The 17,015-nt window shown below is 56.1% G+C and carries 14 protein-coding genes and 1 riboswitch; of the genes, 3 read left to right on the top strand and 11 right to left on the bottom strand.

The genetic code is table 11. The features are described 5' to 3' along the window. Positions 1–49: 49 nt before the first annotated feature. Positions 50–529: a YkyB family protein gene (locus B0B07_RS01810; protein WP_084186500.1), complete on the top strand. Its 480-nt coding sequence runs from the start codon at positions 50–52 to the stop codon at positions 527–529. Here the strand turns inward: B0B07_RS01810 and B0B07_RS01815 are convergent, their stop codons facing one another. Next, positions 530–1,396, bottom strand: coding sequence for an NAD(P)-dependent oxidoreductase (locus B0B07_RS01815; protein WP_076756664.1), 867 nt, complete (start codon positions 1,394–1,396; stop codon positions 530–532). Positions 1,397–1,617: 221 nt separating this feature from the next. Then, the gene (locus tag B0B07_RS01820) at positions 1,618–1,851 is read right to left on the bottom strand and encodes an aspartyl-phosphate phosphatase Spo0E family protein (RefSeq protein WP_159438408.1); all 234 of its coding nucleotides are present in this window, start codon (positions 1,849–1,851) and stop codon (positions 1,618–1,620) included. 132 nt (positions 1,852–1,983) lie between these two features. Here B0B07_RS01820 and B0B07_RS01825 point away from each other — a divergent pair, with 132 nt between their 5' ends. Further along, positions 1,984–2,172: a YkvS family protein gene (locus B0B07_RS01825; RefSeq protein WP_076756666.1), complete on the top strand. Its 189-nt coding sequence runs from the start codon at positions 1,984–1,986 to the stop codon at positions 2,170–2,172. 120 nt (positions 2,173–2,292) lie between these two features. Then, positions 2,293–2,997 (top strand): hypothetical protein, encoded by a 705-nt coding sequence (locus B0B07_RS01830; RefSeq protein ID WP_076756667.1) that lies wholly within the window; start codon positions 2,293–2,295, stop codon positions 2,995–2,997. Between the two features lie 37 nt (positions 2,998–3,034). Here B0B07_RS01830 and B0B07_RS01835 read toward each other — a convergent pair whose 3' ends face one another. The 9 genes from B0B07_RS01835 to B0B07_RS01875 all read right to left on the bottom strand — a co-directional run bounded on the left by B0B07_RS01835 (position 3,035) and on the right by B0B07_RS01875 (position 16,851). Further along, the gene (locus tag B0B07_RS01835) at positions 3,035–3,481 is read right to left on the bottom strand and encodes a MarR family winged helix-turn-helix transcriptional regulator (protein WP_076756668.1); all 447 of its coding nucleotides are present in this window, start codon (positions 3,479–3,481) and stop codon (positions 3,035–3,037) included. An 83-nt stretch (positions 3,482–3,564) separates the two neighbouring features. Beyond that, positions 3,565–4,986: a PAS domain-containing sensor histidine kinase gene (locus tag B0B07_RS01840; RefSeq protein ID WP_076756669.1), complete on the bottom strand. Its 1,422-nt coding sequence runs from the start codon at positions 4,984–4,986 to the stop codon at positions 3,565–3,567. 389 nt (positions 4,987–5,375) lie between these two features. Beyond that, positions 5,376–6,740, bottom strand: a complete 1,365-nt coding sequence (locus B0B07_RS01845; protein WP_268753114.1) for a TrkH family potassium uptake protein — start codon at positions 6,738–6,740, stop codon at positions 5,376–5,378. 151 nt (positions 6,741–6,891) lie between these two features. After that, entirely contained in the window at positions 6,892–7,659 is a 768-nt protein-coding gene (locus B0B07_RS01850; protein ID WP_076756671.1) for a TerC family protein, read from the bottom strand. A 4-nt stretch (positions 7,660–7,663) separates the two neighbouring features. Beyond that, positions 7,664–7,836: riboswitch (yybP-ykoY riboswitch) on the bottom strand. 62 nt (positions 7,837–7,898) lie between these two features. Then, complete coding sequence (locus tag B0B07_RS01855) at positions 7,899–10,946, bottom strand: efflux RND transporter permease subunit (RefSeq protein WP_076756672.1); 3,048 nt, start codon at positions 10,944–10,946, stop codon at positions 7,899–7,901. Between the two features lie 208 nt (positions 10,947–11,154). After that, complete coding sequence (locus B0B07_RS01860; protein WP_076756673.1) at positions 11,155–12,729, bottom strand: peptide chain release factor 3; 1,575 nt, start codon at positions 12,727–12,729, stop codon at positions 11,155–11,157. Positions 12,730–12,839: 110 nt separating this feature from the next. Next, positions 12,840–14,327: a UDP-N-acetylmuramoyl-L-alanyl-D-glutamate--2,6-diaminopimelate ligase gene (locus B0B07_RS01865; RefSeq protein ID WP_076756674.1), complete on the bottom strand. Its 1,488-nt coding sequence runs from the start codon at positions 14,325–14,327 to the stop codon at positions 12,840–12,842. Positions 14,328–14,331: 4 nt separating this feature from the next. Continuing rightward, positions 14,332–15,381, bottom strand: a complete 1,050-nt coding sequence (locus B0B07_RS01870; RefSeq protein WP_407643861.1) for a M42 family metallopeptidase — start codon at positions 15,379–15,381, stop codon at positions 14,332–14,334. Positions 15,382–15,465: 84 nt separating this feature from the next. Then, positions 15,466–16,851: an aldehyde dehydrogenase gene (locus B0B07_RS01875; protein ID WP_076757461.1), complete on the bottom strand. Its 1,386-nt coding sequence runs from the start codon at positions 16,849–16,851 to the stop codon at positions 15,466–15,468. Between the last annotated feature and the right edge of the window lie 164 nt (positions 16,852–17,015).

Below are 17,015 nucleotides of genomic sequence, written 5' to 3' on the forward strand. Positions count from 1 at the left end.
AACCAATCATGATAAAATGTCGTCAATTCCAATGGCAGGAGGAGAGCCGATGAAGCCATCCCCGAATTCCGTCCGTCTTGCGGAGGCCGTGCACACGGTCAACCGCCATGCCAAAACAGCGCCGGACAACCGTTATTTGTACAGCCTGAAAAAAGCGGCCCTGGAGAAAATGATTTTTGAAGGCCTGGCAGAAAAAACCGGGCTCCATTTCGTCCGGAACCCGAGCTTCAGCCGACAGCAATCTGCCGTCCTGATCACTTGCGGCGAATTTTTGTTTCACCTGCCTGCAACGAAAGAAGACTTTCAGACACTGCCCCATCTCGGGGATCAGAACCTGGAGATCCGGAATCCCAAAGCATCCGTCAGCCTCAGGGCGGCAAAGCAGCTGCTGTCCGATTATACCGGTCTGAAAGAAAACAGTGATCAGCCGGAATCCCCGGCAACACCCTCGCCTCGCAGGGGTGTGCCCAAAAAAGACCGGAGGGGCACAGCCTCCGGTCACCGGTCCTGGTTCGGACCGCTCAAGTGATCAAATATACAGCTTGTAAAGGGCCTGGGTCCCGTCATCACCGAATCCTTTTCCGGATAATTCCGCGTACATCTGTTCCGCCAATTTCACGCCCGGCAGTTCGAGTTCCATCACCCGTGCCTCTTCGAGCACAATCCGGAGATCCTTGAGGAAATGCTTCACGTAGAAGCCCGGTGCAAAATCCCCTTCAAGCATGCGGGGTGCAAGATTGCTGAGTGACCATGAACCCGCGGCTCCGGTGGCAATCGATTTGAGCACACGCTCGGGATCAAGGCCGGCCTTTATGGCATATGCCAATGCTTCACAGACACCGATCATGTTGGTCGCGATGGCGACCTGATTGGACATCTTCACATGCTGTCCGGAACCTGCCGGCCCGTGGTGGATGATATTTGATCCGACCAATTTGAAGAACGGTTCCAATTGCAGAAAAGCCTCGGCAGATCCTCCGCACATGATGGACAAGGTCCCGTTACGTGCACCGACGTCTCCGCCGGATACCGGTGCATCCACCGAGCGGCAGCCGAGCTTTTCCGCTTCTTCTGCAATCCGGATCGCCAGCTGCGGCGAGGAAGTCGTCATATCTGCGACAACGGTCCCCGGACGGATTGCCGAGAAGACCCCTTGTCCCCCGAAATACACTTCTTCCACGTCGGCCGGATACCCGACCATCGTCATGACGGCTTCCGCAGCCGCCGCAGCTTCTGCCGGGCTGGCCGCCCAATGAGCCCCTTCCCCAATCAGCTGCTCCGCCTTCGATTTCGTCCGGGTATACACCGTCACTTCATGTCCGGCACGAAGAAAATGCCGCACGATGCTTGTCCCCATTACCCCTGTGCCGATGAACCCGATTCGTTTTCTGTCCATTTCCGCTCCTCCAGTCACTTTGATACGGTTGATGCAATTATTGTACCAAAGAACATTCTTGCGCGAACCCGCCCAAAGGACCACGATCCGTTTCCTTGCAATAAAAAAAGGACGGCATCGCTGAGGATGCCGCCAAATAAAGGGGGAAATGAGAATGTTGCTGTGTTCAGTGGTACTATAACCACATTTTGGACGCTTTAAACATTCACAATCATAAATAATCACAAATTTTTTCCTAACCTGCCGGGACTGCCCGCAGATGAGCCAATCGGATTTTGTGAATGGACCGGCTGCCGCCTGCGGCGGAGGACCGGACGCCGGCCGTTTTTCAGGCCGTCGTACAGGTTCATGAGCCTGTCGAGCCGCGTGCTGAGCCGGATCGTCTCCCCATCGTCCAGGCCGCGGATCCGGGCATTTTCGATCATCCGGATTCTGACCTGTTCAATTTGCTGCAAAAGAGAAAACTCCATCTGAAATCCCCTCTCCCCCCGCCGTCTGCATGTCTTGAAAGAACCCGGGGAAAATTCTTTACTATCAAGAGAATATAAGGCAAACTGTTAGTTAATCAACCGGAAGGGGCTGGATGTATGAAAATCGCCGAAGTAGGAAATATCATCGAATTCAGGGACGGCCTTCAGGGAATCGTAGAGAAGGTCAATGAAAACTCGGTCATCGTGGACCTGACATTTATGGAAAACTTCGATGAGTTGGAGATAGAAGAAAAGACCGTCGTCAACCATAAACGCTATAAGATCCTTTATGGCAGCAATGATTGAATCCACTCCTTGTCCGTTATTTCGAGTAGGATTCGACGGCCGGGAGTGAAAATCCTTTTTGACTGCCTGAAACAAACATGGCAGCCCGCCGTCTACTTATTGTGAAGGAGGAGATCAGATTTGAATGCAAAATGGAAGATCCTTACCCTTTCTCTCATGGCCGCAATGATGCTGGCTGCCTGCAACACCGCCGACAAGGACGGCAGCGATGCTGCCGATTCGCCGGATGCCGGGGAAACGGCCACGGGAGACGGAGCAGCAGGTACTGCGGATGAGGAAACAGACGGCAGCAGTGAAGAAGACAGCGGGTCGGCCGATGGGCAGGAAGCGGACGGTTCCGAAGAGCGTGGGCCGGACCGTGAGCTGACGTACGAGAAAGACGGCAGCCAAAAATCCGGAAAGGCCGCCCTCACAGACAGCGATGCACAGGACTATTCCATTTATGTGCTTGACGGCTTCGAACTCACTTCCGAGGAGCCGGGCAAGGACTCGCTCTATTATACTGAAGATGACGCGAACTTCATGCGCATTGAAGTGTTTGACGAAGACGGAGCCGATTATGCGAAGACAGTCTCCGGGATGGAAGAGATGCTGGCGGGTCAGGGTTCGGATCCCGAAGATGCGGCCGGAAACTATGGACTCGCGGGGGATCCGTCCATCGATGAACTGGTCGTGAAGCAGGCCAAGACGGATGAAGGCCTCACGACGGGCGCGGTTTTCGCCGCTTCCGGAAAAATCGTCCGGCTCACAGTGTTTGAAGGGCCGGAAGGCGGATTGGCCGATGCATTCCTGTCGATGGGTGCAACAGTCGGCCCGAAAAAATAACAAGCAAAAAAGACCGGGAAACCGGTCTTTTTTGCATTCAGCTTGAAAGGTCCTTTATCGAGAGGCCGAGCTTTTTCATGAGTTCGATCGCAGTCCTCTTCTCATCATCATCGAGCGCAGACATGAGTTCGTGAAGATTCCGCTCGTGCAACGGGAAAATTTCCGCCATGAGCCGCCGGCCTTCCTCCGTGATGTCCACAAATGTAACCCGGCGGTCCGTATCACAGACAGTCCGGCTCAAGAACCCCCTGCGCTCCAGCTTGTCAATGACATACGTCATCGAACCGCTAGCAAGGAGGATCTTCCCGCCGACTTTCTGGATTGGCTGCCGGCCCTTATGATAAATGAGTTCAAGTACCGCGAACTCGGTCGGATTGAGGCCATGCTCGGCAAACAGACGGTTCGCCTGCTCGGAAATCACTTTGTGAGCCCTCGAAAGAACAATGAATAACTTCAATGATAGGCCGCTGCCTGTCTGTTCCATCTTCTCATCCCCTGTCCTATTCTACAGGAACACTGCTATCCATTATAGAGCGGGGAAAGTGAAGCTGTCAAAACAGGATGCCATCAGATCACTTTGCCCACCTTGGCCGGAATCCCCTCCACTTCTGCGGATGCGACCGGCAGAAGCATTTCGATCCTCGTCCCTTTGTTCGGGACCGATTTGGCGAACAGATGGCCGCCCATCAGCTCTGCCGTTTCAAGGGCGAACGGAAGACCCAGGCCTGTCCCTTCGCGCTTTGTCGTAAAGAATGGCATGAACACTTGCTTGAGCTGAAGCTCGGTCATCCCTTTTCCTTCGTCGGTCACTGCCAGCAGGACGTGCCCGTCATCATAGTTCTCTATGGACAGCATGAGCCGGGTTCCTCTTTCGGATGCTTCTACGGCGTTTTTGACCAGGTTGATGAGCGACTGCTTCATCCGCTGCGGATTGCCGACGACCGTCACTTCCTTGTCGGTATGATTTTCCTTGAAGATGGTCATGCCCCGCTGCATGCATTGCGGACCCATGATGGTGGCCACTTCGCAGATTGTCCGGAACAGCGGGAACGGCAACTGTTCCTTGCTGGTCGGCTTTGAGAGCAGCAGGAATTCCCTCATCAGCGCCTCCATCCTGCCCATCTCGCTGTCGATGACGTCGATGTAGCTCATCGTTGTCTCGTCTGCAGAGATTTTGATCAGTTCTGTAAATCCCCGGATGGACGTCATTCCGTTTTTCATTTCATGGGCGATGCTCGCAGCCAGCTGGCCGAGGGCGGACAGGTTCTCCCTCCGCTCCATCTGGTATTTGAGCTCCACCTTTTCCGTGTCGTCCCGGATTGTCATGACATACAGATCCGAGTCTTCGTCAAAAATCGTATAGATGTGATAATGCCTTTCGGATCCGTCCTCAGCGAGATAGGTGCATTTCGTCTCCGCCTTGCCTTCCAATTTCATCATTTCCGACATCCGTTCATAATCATTGTCGGCATCATGAAAAAGACTGCGCAGCTCCAGCACCTTCAGTCCGATGATGCTCTCGGGCGGCCTTTCGAAGAAAAAGCCGGTACGATTGTTGGCATCCCTGATAATCCCGGCGCGGTCAAACAGGACGAAGCAATTCAGAGCATGCCGGAATATGCCGGAGTAATGATGGGGATTGAAGTCCGTCTGGCCGGAACGGCTTCTGTTCGCCGGCCTGAATCTGACGATCACCGAACTGTTCTGGCGGAAGAAAGAGCCGGTCGCTTCAAGCCCCGTGACCGCCCCTCCCTCCACGAGCCTCAGATTGAAGAGGGACGTGACTTTCTTTCCCGGTTTGATCGAGTTAAGAAACTGCATCCATAACTGATGTTCCGAAAGCGGCAGCAGCATGTCCATCCTTTCACCGGGAGAAATGCCAAAAAGAGATTTCGCCGCGGAGTTGGCCCGCAGGCACAGGCTGTCCTGCTTGACCATCATAATGGCATCGTCGGTATCCTCAAACAGGAACTCAAAAGTTTCCATCATAGATTTAAAAGGCAACTTTCACACCGGCCCTTCTTACTTTTTATTCATCCTATGAATTTGGTCGGTTGAACATGCTGGGGGCAAACGATAGATATAACAAGACTAGTTATCCGATAATTATGATTGTTTCATGTTTGTATGCTTCTTTATATAAGACCATTTACTCATTTTCCCGACAGAAGGTCAAGATGGTATTTTCCTTCCAAATCCGAGTATCCTTTAAGCGGCGCAGTTTCAAGCCCTAAAAAAAATTTTTTGCACGACTCGGGTCCTTCTTCTGCCGGATTGGCCCACCCGACAAAAATCCATCTGGCCCTTTTGGGATATAAAAAACGGCAGGGACCATCTGAGCTGGATGGACCTGCCGTGATTTAAAATTTTTCAAACGGTCAACCGATGATGACGCGTTCCTTCGGATAGTGGAAGTTCAACTTTTTCGGCTTTCCGCCGAGCGTGAAGAGGAAGGAAATTAGCCCTACTCTCCCGACAAACATGAGGAACATGAGGATCACCTTTCCGATGCCGCTCAGATCGGCTGTGATCCCGAGCGACATTCCGCATGTACCGAACGCGGAAGTGATCTCAAACAGGAGAGCGGTGGCAGATACTCCGCCTTCGGTGATTGTCATGATCATCGTGGCAGCCACCACCATCAGGATGGCGATGAGGATCACGGCATAAGACCGGAAAATATCGATCTGTTCGATTTCCCTCCCGAATATCTGGATCACGCTCTTGCCTCTGGCGAAGTTGATGAGGAACAGGACGGCGATTGCAAATGTCGTCGTCCGGATCCCGCCCCCGACGGAACTCGGTGAGGCACCGATGAACATGAGGGCGCTGATGAAAATATCCGTTGCTTCGCTGAACTGGGTGACGTCGATCGTCGTCAGGCCGGCCGACCGTGCGGAAACCGAATGGAAAAGCGCTGCGAACAACGCCTCATGCCAGGCCATCCCTTTGAATGCGTGGAAGGATTCCAGCAGCAGGATCACGACCGTCCCGCCGAGCATCAGAAGTCCGAAAGTGGAAGTGGTGATTTTCGTGAAAAGCGAGAACTTGAATCCCGGCTCCTTGCTCGACAAGAAACGCTTCACCTCAATGAGGACAGGAAAGCCGATGGCCCCGAGGACGATCAATGCCATCGTGATCAGCTGGACGAAATAGTCGTTGAAGAAAAACGAAAGCGACGACGGCTGGATCGTGAAGCCTGCGTTGGTCGTCGATGTCACGGCATGAAACATTCCGTTGAGCAATGCATCACCGAATGAGTCGTAGTATTTCGTGAAGTACAGGGTGAGGATGCTCCCGCCGATCAGTTCGATCAGGATCATGAGCTGCATAATTTCCCGGATCATCTTGACGGCGCCGGCCATCGTATACTGGTTTTGATCGACCATGATCAGCTGGCGCTCCCGCAAGCCGATTCTCCGCCGGACGATGAGCCAGAAAAACGTACCGATCGACATGACACCGATTCCGCCAAAGTGGAGCACGATCATGAACATGACCAGCCCGAAGGTCGTGTAGGTGGAACCAACATCAATGACGGACAGACCCGTGACGCTCACTGCGCTCACCGCGGTGAACAGGCTGTCCATGAAGTCGATCTTTACGCCTGGAAGATGCACACCCGGAAGGTTCAGCAGAATTGTTGAAACGGTGATGGCGATGAAATAATAAGTGACGAGCACCCTCGCCGGCGTCATTTTATTCACTTTGAGGCGTTCTACGAAAGACATGACATTCCAGATCCTTTCAAGATGGACCGATGATGAAGAATATCCCCCATTCTAAAGAATTTCTTCACAAAAGAAAAGCGGCAATCGGAGGCATCGTGCACTCCCTGCCGCTTTTCTCACATTTCTTGTTCTCCATTTGTCCCATCATTGCCGCTTCGTGCGTTCAGAATGCGGATTTTTTCTTGTCGTTCCGGATTCCGATCAGCACCCCGAGGACCGCGATCAGGACGAGGACCGACCAGAAGATCGTCTTCCAGACCGTTGAATGCGGGAATGCCGGGTCGATGATGGCAAGGTCTTCGTGTCCGAGAGTCAGCACGACGAGCTTCACTCCGACCCATCCGACGATTGCGAACGCGGCCCCTTCCAATGCAGGATACTTGTCGAGCAGGCGGACAAACCAGGTGGCAGCAAAACGCATGATGATCAGTCCGATCACCCCGCCGAGGAACATGACAGCAAACTGTCCGCCGTTGATGCCGCCGACGTGGAAATCACCCAGTTCAGGGAGCGTCACCGCGATGGCGACCGCAGCCAGCATCGAGTCGATGGCAAAGGCAATGTCGGCAAGTTCCACTTTCACGACGGTCATCCAGAAACCGGACTTTTTTTTCGGTTTTTCGATATGCCCGTCTCCGCCGCTTTTATGCTTTTTCATGTCATACAAGTTTTTGGCCGAGATGAACAGCAGGTAGATGGCCCCGATGGCCTGGATCTGCCAGATGTCCACAAGGATGGTGATCATGAACAATGCCGCAAATCTGAAGACAAAAGCACCGAGCAGGCCATAGAACAATGCTTTCTTCCGGCGCTCTGGCGGCAGATGCTTGACCATGACCGCCATGACGACGGCGTTGTCCGCTGCAAGAAGCCCTTCCAGCACGACGAGCACGAGCAGCACCCAGCCGTATTCGAGCAAGATTGTATCCAATTCCAAGTTCCCTCCTTTATGGCGGAAAACAAAAAGACCCTTACCCGAAAAAGCGGGCAAAGGTCTTGCTAAGCGCCGCCACTGTACAGTGGCGGCACTATCATAACCGATGGCCGAAGCCATGTAATGACGATTATGAAATAGGTTTCCCTATAGCTACTCCCCTTTGACACATGTCAAAGTCGATTCAGTTTTCCGTTGTCGTCATTTTATCATATGCACAAGGGGGTTGTCTCGCCTTATTTCATCTTTCGCGTCTCCGGATCAAAAAGACTGTAGATGACCGGGACGACGAACAGCGTGAGGGCGGTCGAGGACACGAGGCCGCCGATGACCGCGATGCCCATCGGCTGGTTGATCTCGGTCCCTTCCCCGATGCCCAGTGCCAGCGGCAGGAGGCCGAGGATGGTCGTCAGGGCCGTCATGAGGATCGGGCGTGCACGGTCTTTGACCGAGACGATGATCGACTCCCGGGCGGGCATGCCTTCCGCCTTTCGCTGATTGATGTAATCGACAAGGACGATCCCGTTGTTGACGACGATCCCGACCAGGATGAGGATGCCGATGATGGCCGACACGCTGAGCGGGGTGTCCGTCACAAACAGGGCCACCGCCACCCCGATGATCATGAGCGGTACGGTGAACATGATGACAAGCGGATACTTGAACGATTCGAACTGCGCCGCCATCACAATATATACGAGGATGACCGCAAGTATGACCGCAAGCGTCATGTCCCCGATCGAGTTTTCAAACAGTTCGCGGTCTCCCCCGAACGAAATGCCGGTATCTTCCGAGAAACGGGCATTTCCAATTTCCGCCTTCACTCTCTTCGTTGCCTGTCCGAGTGACAGGCCGGACTCATAGTGGACAGTGAACCGGATAGCATCCGCCTGGTCCACTCTCCGGATGGCCGCAGGGCCTTCCTCGATCCGGACGTCGGCCAGATCATCCAGACGGACGAACGAGCCGGACGGGGTGCGGAGCTTCATGCCACGGAGACCGTCCAGGCTTTTGCCGGATTCTCCGCCGAGCAGGACGTGTACCGTCCGGACATTGCCGTCTTCCACGATCTGCGTGGCCGTCTCCCCGCGGGTCATATTGTTCACCGTATCGGCGATCTGGGCGGGCGCCATGCCGTTTGCGGCTGCCGCTTCCCGGTCGACGGTAATCCGGATTTCTTCCACCGCTTCAACCAGGTCATTGGACACTTCCGTGAACCCGTCCACTTTCGTAAGCAGGCCCATCAGCTTGTCCGCTTCCTTGTCAAGCCGGCCGCCGTCGATGTCGGTCATTGTGAATGTGAGCGTGTTCGGCGAGGAGCCGGCTGCAGTCTGGAGATTGAACGTGACCTCGGCTTGATTCCCGACCTCTTTCTTGATGTCCGGCTGGACTTCATCAACGAATTCGAACACGGAACGGGATCGGTCATGGAGCGGCTTGAGTTTCACGTACAGTTCCCCTCTGTCGGCTTCACCGGTTCCCTGGGCGAGCCCTTGCTGGGTTCCGCCGGTGAGGCTCACATAGACGTCAACATCTTTCTCGTCACGAAGACGGTCCTCAATCTTCCTGATGACCCGGTCTGTCGCCTCCAGGGAAGCGCCATCCGGCAGGTTGACGTCAATGCTGACGAACCCTTCGTCTGTCGCCGGCAGGAACTCCGTGCCGACCCGCATCAGGCCCGCCACGCCGGCCAGGAGCATGAGGAGCGTGAGTCCGAGGACCGTCCCCCTGTGGCCGAGCGACCAGATGATCGATTTCTCGAAGTTCTTGTATGTTTTGGAGCGCCGTCGCCTGGCCTCAAGGTTCCGCTTCGGCATGCCGAGCATCCTCGACGCCATCATCGGGATGACGGTGAGGGCGACTGCGAGGGAGGCCAGCAGGCTGAATGAAATCGTCAGCGCAAATTCCGTAAAGATCCGCCCGATCAGTCCGGAAATGAAGATGACCGGAACAAATACGGCAATCGTCGTCAAGGTGGAGGCCGTGATGGCGCCTCCGACTTCCCTCGTCCCGTCCAGTGCGGCCTGCCGCGGCTTCTTGCCGAGCGCCAGATGCCGCTCGATGTTTTCGATGACGACGATTGCATTGTCCACAAGCATCCCGATCCCGAGGGCAAGGGCACCGAGCGTCAGGATGTTCAGCGCGAAGTCCGCAAAATACATGAGGACGAATGTGACGATGACCGAATACGGAATCGCCACGCCGATGATCGCCGGGCTTTTCAGCGTCTTCAGGAACAGGAACAGCACGATCATGGCGAAGACCCCGCCAAGGATGAGCGACTGTCCGATATTGCCGATCGCCAGGGCGATATAATCCCCCTGATCAAACAGAATGTCGGCAGTGACACTGCTGAATTCTTTCTTCTTCAGCAGGCGGTCGAGGGATTCCTTGAATGATTTGGAGACATCGGCCGTATTGGCGCCCGACTCCTGCAGCACCGACATGATGACGGAAGGCTTATCATCCGTCCGGGTGGTCATGTCCTCTTCGCCCGCCATCGACACTTCGGCAACATCCCCGATTTTCACTTCAGTCCCGTCCAGCGGGTTGACCGTAACGGCCAGGTTTCTTATCTCATCGGCTGATGTGAGCGTGCTCATGACCCTCGTCGTCAGGCGCTGGCCTTCCTCGGTGTTGACAGGCTCTCCCGGCAAGGAAATATTGTTGGCACGGATGGCCTGGACGATTTCCGCCTGCGAAAGCCCGCGGGATTCCAGTTTGTCCGGGTCAAGCGTGATGGCGACGTCTTCCACCAGCTTTGCGGAAACCGTGACGCTGGCCACGCCTTCCGTCCGTCTCAGCTCCGTCTCAAGCCGGTCCGCGATCTCCCGGATGTCGCCCGTTCCTTCATCGGCTCTGAGCGACAGCTGGATCACCGGGAACTGGGACGGATCAAATTTCATGAACTGCGGTTTTCCCGCATCCTCCGGGATCGGCGTCTGGTCAATGCGCTGGAGCACATCCATCTGTACATCATCGATCTCCGTCGACCAGTCGAACTCCAGGAAGAGCAGGTTCGCCCCCTCCTGGGACATCGACTGGATCTTCTTCAGGCCGGGCAATGTCGACAGATTGTTTTCAAGCGGTTTTGTCACCTTTTCACTCACTTCTTCGGGACCCGCTCCGGAATAGTTCGTTACGACAACCGCAACAGGCGGGTTCAGCTCGGGAATGAGTGTTAGCGGAATCTTCAGGAACGAGACCGCACCGAGGATCAGGACGAGCAGCATCGTCACAATCGTGAAGACCGGACGCCTGATGGAGAATTCGCTGATTTTCATTGGATTGACCCCACTTCCAGATACATAACTCCATCATACCGAATCGGCGGCCCTTCATTCAATGCCGGCGCGAAAGAATGGGGGAATTCCGGGGATTCGGAGAGAATGTGGCGAAAGCCCGCAAAACACGGTACCTCCCGCCATGTCTTCCTGCAAACAAAATACCGGAACAGCATCACGGCTGTTCCGGCCAAAAGGCACTGATTGGTTAAAGCAGGCTGTACAGTTTGATGTCCGTGTGCTTGTCCTGGAACCAGCGCAGGGCAAAGTCGTTCTCGAACAGGAACACGAGCCGGTCATAGCGGTCCTTGACCAGCATGCTGCGCGGTCCGGTCATCGATTCTTTGACGTCGCCTTCGTTCTCGATCCATCTGGCGACCTTGGATCCGATATGTTCCATGTTCACTTCGGAATTGTATTCGTTCTTCATCCGGTGCTCGAACACTTCGAACTGCAGCTGGCCGACCGCCCCGAGGATCACTTCCTCGGTGTGGAGGGTTTTGTAGTATTGGATGGCGCCTTCCTGGACAAGCTGGAGAATGCCCTTGTGGAAGTGCTTGGACTTCATGACGTTTTTCGGAGAGACCCTGACGAACAGTTCGGGAGTGAACTGGGGCAGCGCCTCGAACGCAAAGCGCCCTTTCCCGCCGGTGATCGTGTCGCCGATCTGATAGTTCCCCGTGTCGTAGAGGCCGATGATGTCACCCGCCACGGCCGTGTTGACCGTTTCCCGGTCATCTGCCAGGAACTGCGTCGACTGGCTCACTTTGAAGGTTTTCGGGATCCGCGGAACCGTCACCTGCATCCCGCGGTCAAACTCACCGGAGACGATCCGGACAAATGCGATCCGGTCCCGGTGGGCCGGGTTCATGTTTGCCTGGATTTTGAAAATGAACCCGGTGAACTCGTCATCATACGGGTTGATCTCAGAGTCATCCGCCGTCTTCCTCGGCTGCGGTTCGGGTGCGAACTGGAGGTAGGTCTCCAGGAACGTCTGCACGCCGAAGTTCGTCAGCGCCGACCCGAAGAACACCGGGGTCAGTTCCCCTTTCCGGACGCGCTCCACGTCGAAGGAATTCCCCGCCTCGTCGAGCAGGAGGATGTCCTCCAGCGCCTGCTGGTAGTACGAGGAGTCCTGGATCGGGTTTGGCTCGGCCAGATCGCCGTCTTCCCCGATCTCAAGGAACCGCCCGTCCCCTTCCGCACGTGCCAGCTCGACCCGGCGATTATGGCGGTCGTAGATGCCGGTGAACTCTTTGCCCATGCCGATCGGCCAGTTCATGGCATACGACTCGATGCCGAGCACTTCTTCGAGCTCCTCCATCAGTTCAAGCGGTTCTTTCCCCATCCGGTCCATCTTGTTCATGAACGTGAAGATCGGGATTCCGCGCATCCGGCATACTTTAAAGAGCTTGATCGTCTGGGGTTCGATCCCTTTGGCCGAGTCCACCATCATGACTGCGGAATCGACCGCCATGAGCGTGCGGTATGTGTCTTCACTGAAGTCTTCGTGGCCGGGCGTATCGAGGATGTTCACCCGCTTGCCGTCGTAGTCAAACTGGAGCACGGAGCTCGTGACGGAGATGCCGCGCTGCTTCTCGATTTCCATCCAGTCGGACGTGGCGAACTTTCCGGATTTCTTTCCTTTGACCGTACCGGCATCCCGGATGGCGCCGCCAAACAGGAGCAGCTTTTCCGTCATCGTCGTTTTCCCCGCATCCGGGTGCGAGATGATGGCAAACGTGCGCCTGGAGGCAATCTCATTTTTTAGTGGTTGGTCCATTTCCATTTCTCCTCATGTGTTCAGCTTTTCTCATCATAGAGACCGCGAACCGGGATTTCAAGCATTTTCACGGAGACAGCCGGAAAGGAAATCCCTTTCCGGCCGCCGGTTCATTTGCGGACGCCCGCTTTGCGCCCGAATTTGCGTTCCAGTTCCTCGATCGCGATGGCCGCGTCACTGTGCGGATACTTGGTCCGTCCGATGATCTGGTAATCCTCGTGGCCCTTGCCCGCGAAAATGATGATATCGCCTTCTTCCGCAACCGCCGCTGCATGGCGGACCGCCTCTGCACGGTCGCCGATGCAGGCGAACTGGCCATGCTTCATTCCGGCCGCCAGTTCGGAAGTGATGGAATCATACGGCTCATCTCTCGGATCATCGGTCGTCAGCACGACATAGTCTGCAACCGATGCCTTTTCGGCCATTGTCGGCCGCTTGGACCGGTCGCGGTTTCCGCCCGTCCCGATCAGGAAGATTAATTTATTCTTTTTATACGGAAGGACCGAATCGATCGCTTTTTCGATCGCATCCGGCGTATGGGCATAGTCGATGTACATCGTGACGGGCAGATCCGCCTGCACCTTCTCCATCCGGCCCTTCACCGGCGGGAGCATGGCGAGCCCGTCGAGGATCTCGCCGATCGGCATGCCGGATGCATGGAGCGCGGCAGTGGCCGCAAGCGCATTGTGCACATTGAACTCACCGAGCAGATTCATCTTCACGGCGAACTGCCCTTCCGGCGTTTCCATCGTGAAGGACGTGGAGTCCGCTTCCAGATTGATGCCGGATGCGCGGAACATCGCACCCTCTGCAAGACCGTAGCTGTAAACCGGGAACGGGGTCATCTGACGGTACCGTTCCGACCACGGGTCATCGATGTTGAGGACGGCCGCCTTCTTTTGTGAAGTATCTTGACCGAGCTGGGAAAACAGCAATCCCTTGGCATATCCGTAATGGTCCATCGTCCCGTGGAAATCCAGGTGATCATGCGTCAGGTTCGTGAAGACGGCAATGTCGAACTCCGTTCCGGACAGCCGGCCCTCGACGAGTCCGTGCGATGAAACTTCCATCGTCATCGTGTCGCATCCTTCGATGACCGCCTGCCGGATCATCTGCTGTGTCGTGATCGCATCGGTCGTCGTATTGGCGGACTCATAAAGCGTGCCGTCCAGGTCGAAGCCGATCGTACCCGAAGCGGCTGACTTCCGGCCGGCAGAACGGAGGATGCCGTGGATGATGCCGGTCACGCTCGTTTTGCCGTTTGTCCCGGTCACCCCGATCAGGCGGATCGCCCTGGACGGATGGCCGTAGAATTCCGCGGCGAGCAGACCCTCTGCCCGCGCCGTATCGTCGACGAGCACGAGTGCCGCACGTTCGGGATCGATGTCGACCGGCCGCTCCGCGATGATCACCCTGGCACCCGCTTCGAGTGCCCTGCCTGCGTAGTCGTGGCCGTCCACCGTATAACCGCTGATGCAGATGAAGGCACCGCCCGGCTGGACCGCGCGGGAGTCGACGGTGAGATCCGTGACTTCTGCAGGCAATGTTCCCGTTACTTTTTTCACCGGCAGCTGTTCCAGCAATTTTTTCGTTTCCATCAGATCAGTCCTCCACGATCGGCGACATGACATAGGCACGGAGCAACCGTGCTGCCGCCTCCAGAGATTCGGTATGGGTGCGTTCCAGTGCATGCGATGACTCGATTCCCGGCCCGAACAGTGCATGCTTCACGTCATAGCCTGCCCGGATCGCCGCCGACGCATCCGACCCGTAGTAAGGATAGATGTCCAGCTTGTGCGGGATCCCTTCCCGCTTGCACAGATCCGCCAGATGGCGGGTCAAATCGTAATGGTACGGCCCGCTTGAATCTTTCACGCAAATGGATACCGTATATTCATCGGAGGACTGACCGTCTCCGATCGCCCCCATATCGAACGCAACGTATTCGACGGTTCCCCCGGGTACGGAGGCGTTGCCGCCAAAACCGATCTCTTCGTTGTTGGAGATATACAGGTGAAGCGTATGCGGAAGTTCGGCACCGGATTCCCCGATCGCCGATGCAAGCTCGAGAAGAAGGGCCGTGCTCGCCTTGTCATCAAGATGGCGTGATTTGATGAACCCGTTTTCCGACCGCTCGAATCTCGGGTCGAACGAGACAAAATCCCCGACTTCGATGCCGAGTTGCCGCGTCTCCTCCGCGCAGACCGTTTTTTCGTCAAGCCGCACTTCGATGTTGTCGCTGCTCCGCTCTGCCGTACCGGCATCCCGGTAGACATGGACCGTCGTCTGGTGCATGAGCACGGTCCCGCGGATTTTCCGGCCGTCCGCCGTGTGGACCGTGCAATACTCCCCTTCGGCGGCATTCCAGTTGAAGCCGCCGATTTTATCGAGCTTCAGGCGGCCGGAAGGCTTCACATCCTTCACGATTGCACCAAGCGTGTCGACATGCGCCGTGATCAGTCTTTGGCGCCGGTCGTCCTTGCCTTTGATCGTTGCGAGGACCGCGCCTTTGTTCGTCTTTTGGACGTCCAGCCCTGCTTGCTTGAGCATGCCGGACACTTTTTGCATGACTTCTGCTGTATAGCCGGACGGGCTCGGCGTGTTGACGAGCTGCTCCAGCGTTTCAATCGATTGTTCAAGATCAAAAGGTATCGTCATAAGGCTCATATCCTCCCAGATCGGAAAAATCCCAACCTCATTATACGCCTTTGCCGGGCGCGCGTCACGGAGCGTCCGTCACTTCATGAAGCGGCGGACGAGGCCGAGCCGGTTGCCGTATGGCGGAAACGCGAGCTTCGCCGGGAAAGTCCCGCGCTTGAGCACCGCTTTTGCATGGGAGAACGCATTGAATCCGTCCCGGCCGTGGTAGCTGCCGATTCCCGACGGACCCGCACCTCCGAACGGCAGGTCGATGTTCCCGACATGCGACATCGTATCATTGATGCAGCCGCCGCCGAACGGTAGCTCCGACAGGAAGTAATCGATCGCCTGCCGGTTCCCGGAAAACAGGTATGCAGCAAGCGGCTTCGGCTTTTCGCGGATTTCCCGCACCGCCGCGATGAGGCTGCCATAGCCATAGACCGGCAGGATCGGCCCGAAAATCTCTTCGCTCATGGCCGGACTGCCGGGAGCAGGCCTGTCAAGAACGGTCGGCTCGATGAACAGCTCATCCCGGTTCATCCTGCCGCCGAGAACAATGCGGTCCCGGTCGGCATCCAGCATGCCGCGCAAACGGTCAAACTGGCGCTCGTCCACGATCCGGCCGTAATCCGGGCTCTGGCTCGGATCTTTTCCGTAAAACCGCCGGATTGCGCCGGCAAGCTCCCCCATGAAACGGTCTTTCACGGAATGATGGACAAGCACATAATCCGGTGCCACGCACGTCTGCCCGGTGTTCGTGAACTTGCCCCAGGCGATCCGTTCCGCCGCAAGCCGGAGGTCCGCAGTCTGGTCGACGATTGCCGGGCTCTTCCCTCCCAGTTCAAGGACGACCGGGACCAGACGCTCTGCGGCGGCCTTCATGACGATCCGTCCGACCGCCGCGCTTCCGGTGAAGAACATGAAGTCAAACGGTGCCGACAGAAGTGCGGAAGTTTCCTCTTTTCCCCCTTCAACAACCGTGACATGCCCGGGTTCGAAGACGGACCGGATGAGATCACGCACGACGGAAGCGGTATGGGGTGCGGTCTCGGACGGCTTCAGTACTGCCGTATTTCCTGCCGCAATCGATGCGGCGAGCGGTTCGACCAGCAGCTGGAACGGATAATTGAACGGTCCGATGATCAGCGTCGTCCCCCACGGTTCCCGGACGACGAAGCTTTTCCCCGGCTGCAGGAACACCGGGGTCTTTCTCGGCTCCGGCTCCATCCATCCGTCGAGCTTTGAAATCGTGTCCCGTATGCTCGAAAGGACAAATCCGACTTCAGTCACGTACGCCTCAAAGGCGCTTTTTCCAAGATCCGCACGGAGCGCCTCCAGAATATCGGACTCTCTCACCCGGATTGCTTCGTAGAGCGCCTTCAGCCGCTCCTTCCTGAACCGGGCCGGCTTCGTGCTGCCCGTTCGGTAGAAATCCTTCTGCATGGCGACAATCCGCCCGGCTGTTTGCTCCGTAAATCTCATCTTCACCACTCCTTTGTCGGCATTCCCTGTTCCTTCCCTGTTCGCCGTCCCCCGACTTTTTCCTTCATCCGCCCTGTGCCTCCCCATGACAAAAAGGAAACTTCTTGCCAAAGATCTGCTGTTTCATCGGTATTGAACCGCCCAGACAAAAAGAGTCGAGATTG

The organism is Edaphobacillus lindanitolerans (assembly GCF_900156305.1).
GTDB classification, from domain to species: domain Bacteria; phylum Bacillota; class Bacilli; order Bacillales_A; family Planococcaceae; genus Bhargavaea; species Bhargavaea lindanitolerans.

What these genes read in the sequence shown, in the direction of transcription:
- B0B07_RS01810 (WP_084186500.1), top strand. Translation starts at nt 50, where the DNA reads ATGAAGCCATCCCCGAATTCCGTCCGTCTTGCGGAGGCCGTGCACACG.
- B0B07_RS01815 (WP_076756664.1), bottom strand. Translation starts at nt 1,396, where the DNA reads ATGGACAGAAAACGAATCGGGTTCATCGGCACAGGGGTAATGGGGACA.
- B0B07_RS01825 (WP_076756666.1), top strand. Translation starts at nt 1,984, where the DNA reads ATGAAAATCGCCGAAGTAGGAAATATCATCGAATTCAGGGACGGCCTT.
- B0B07_RS01835 (WP_076756668.1), bottom strand. Translation starts at nt 3,481, where the DNA reads ATGGAACAGACAGGCAGCGGCCTATCATTGAAGTTATTCATTGTTCTT.
- B0B07_RS01840 (WP_076756669.1), bottom strand. Translation starts at nt 4,986, where the DNA reads ATGATGGAAACTTTTGAGTTCCTGTTTGAGGATACCGACGATGCCATT.
- B0B07_RS01855 (WP_076756672.1), bottom strand. Translation starts at nt 10,946, where the DNA reads ATGAAAATCAGCGAATTCTCCATCAGGCGTCCGGTCTTCACGATTGTG.
- B0B07_RS01860 (WP_076756673.1), bottom strand. Translation starts at nt 12,729, where the DNA reads ATGGACCAACCACTAAAAAATGAGATTGCCTCCAGGCGCACGTTTGCC.
- B0B07_RS01865 (WP_076756674.1), bottom strand. Translation starts at nt 14,327, where the DNA reads ATGGAAACGAAAAAATTGCTGGAACAGCTGCCGGTGAAAAAAGTAACG.
- B0B07_RS01875 (WP_076757461.1), bottom strand. Translation starts at nt 16,851, where the DNA reads ATGAGATTTACGGAGCAAACAGCCGGGCGGATTGTCGCCATGCAGAAG.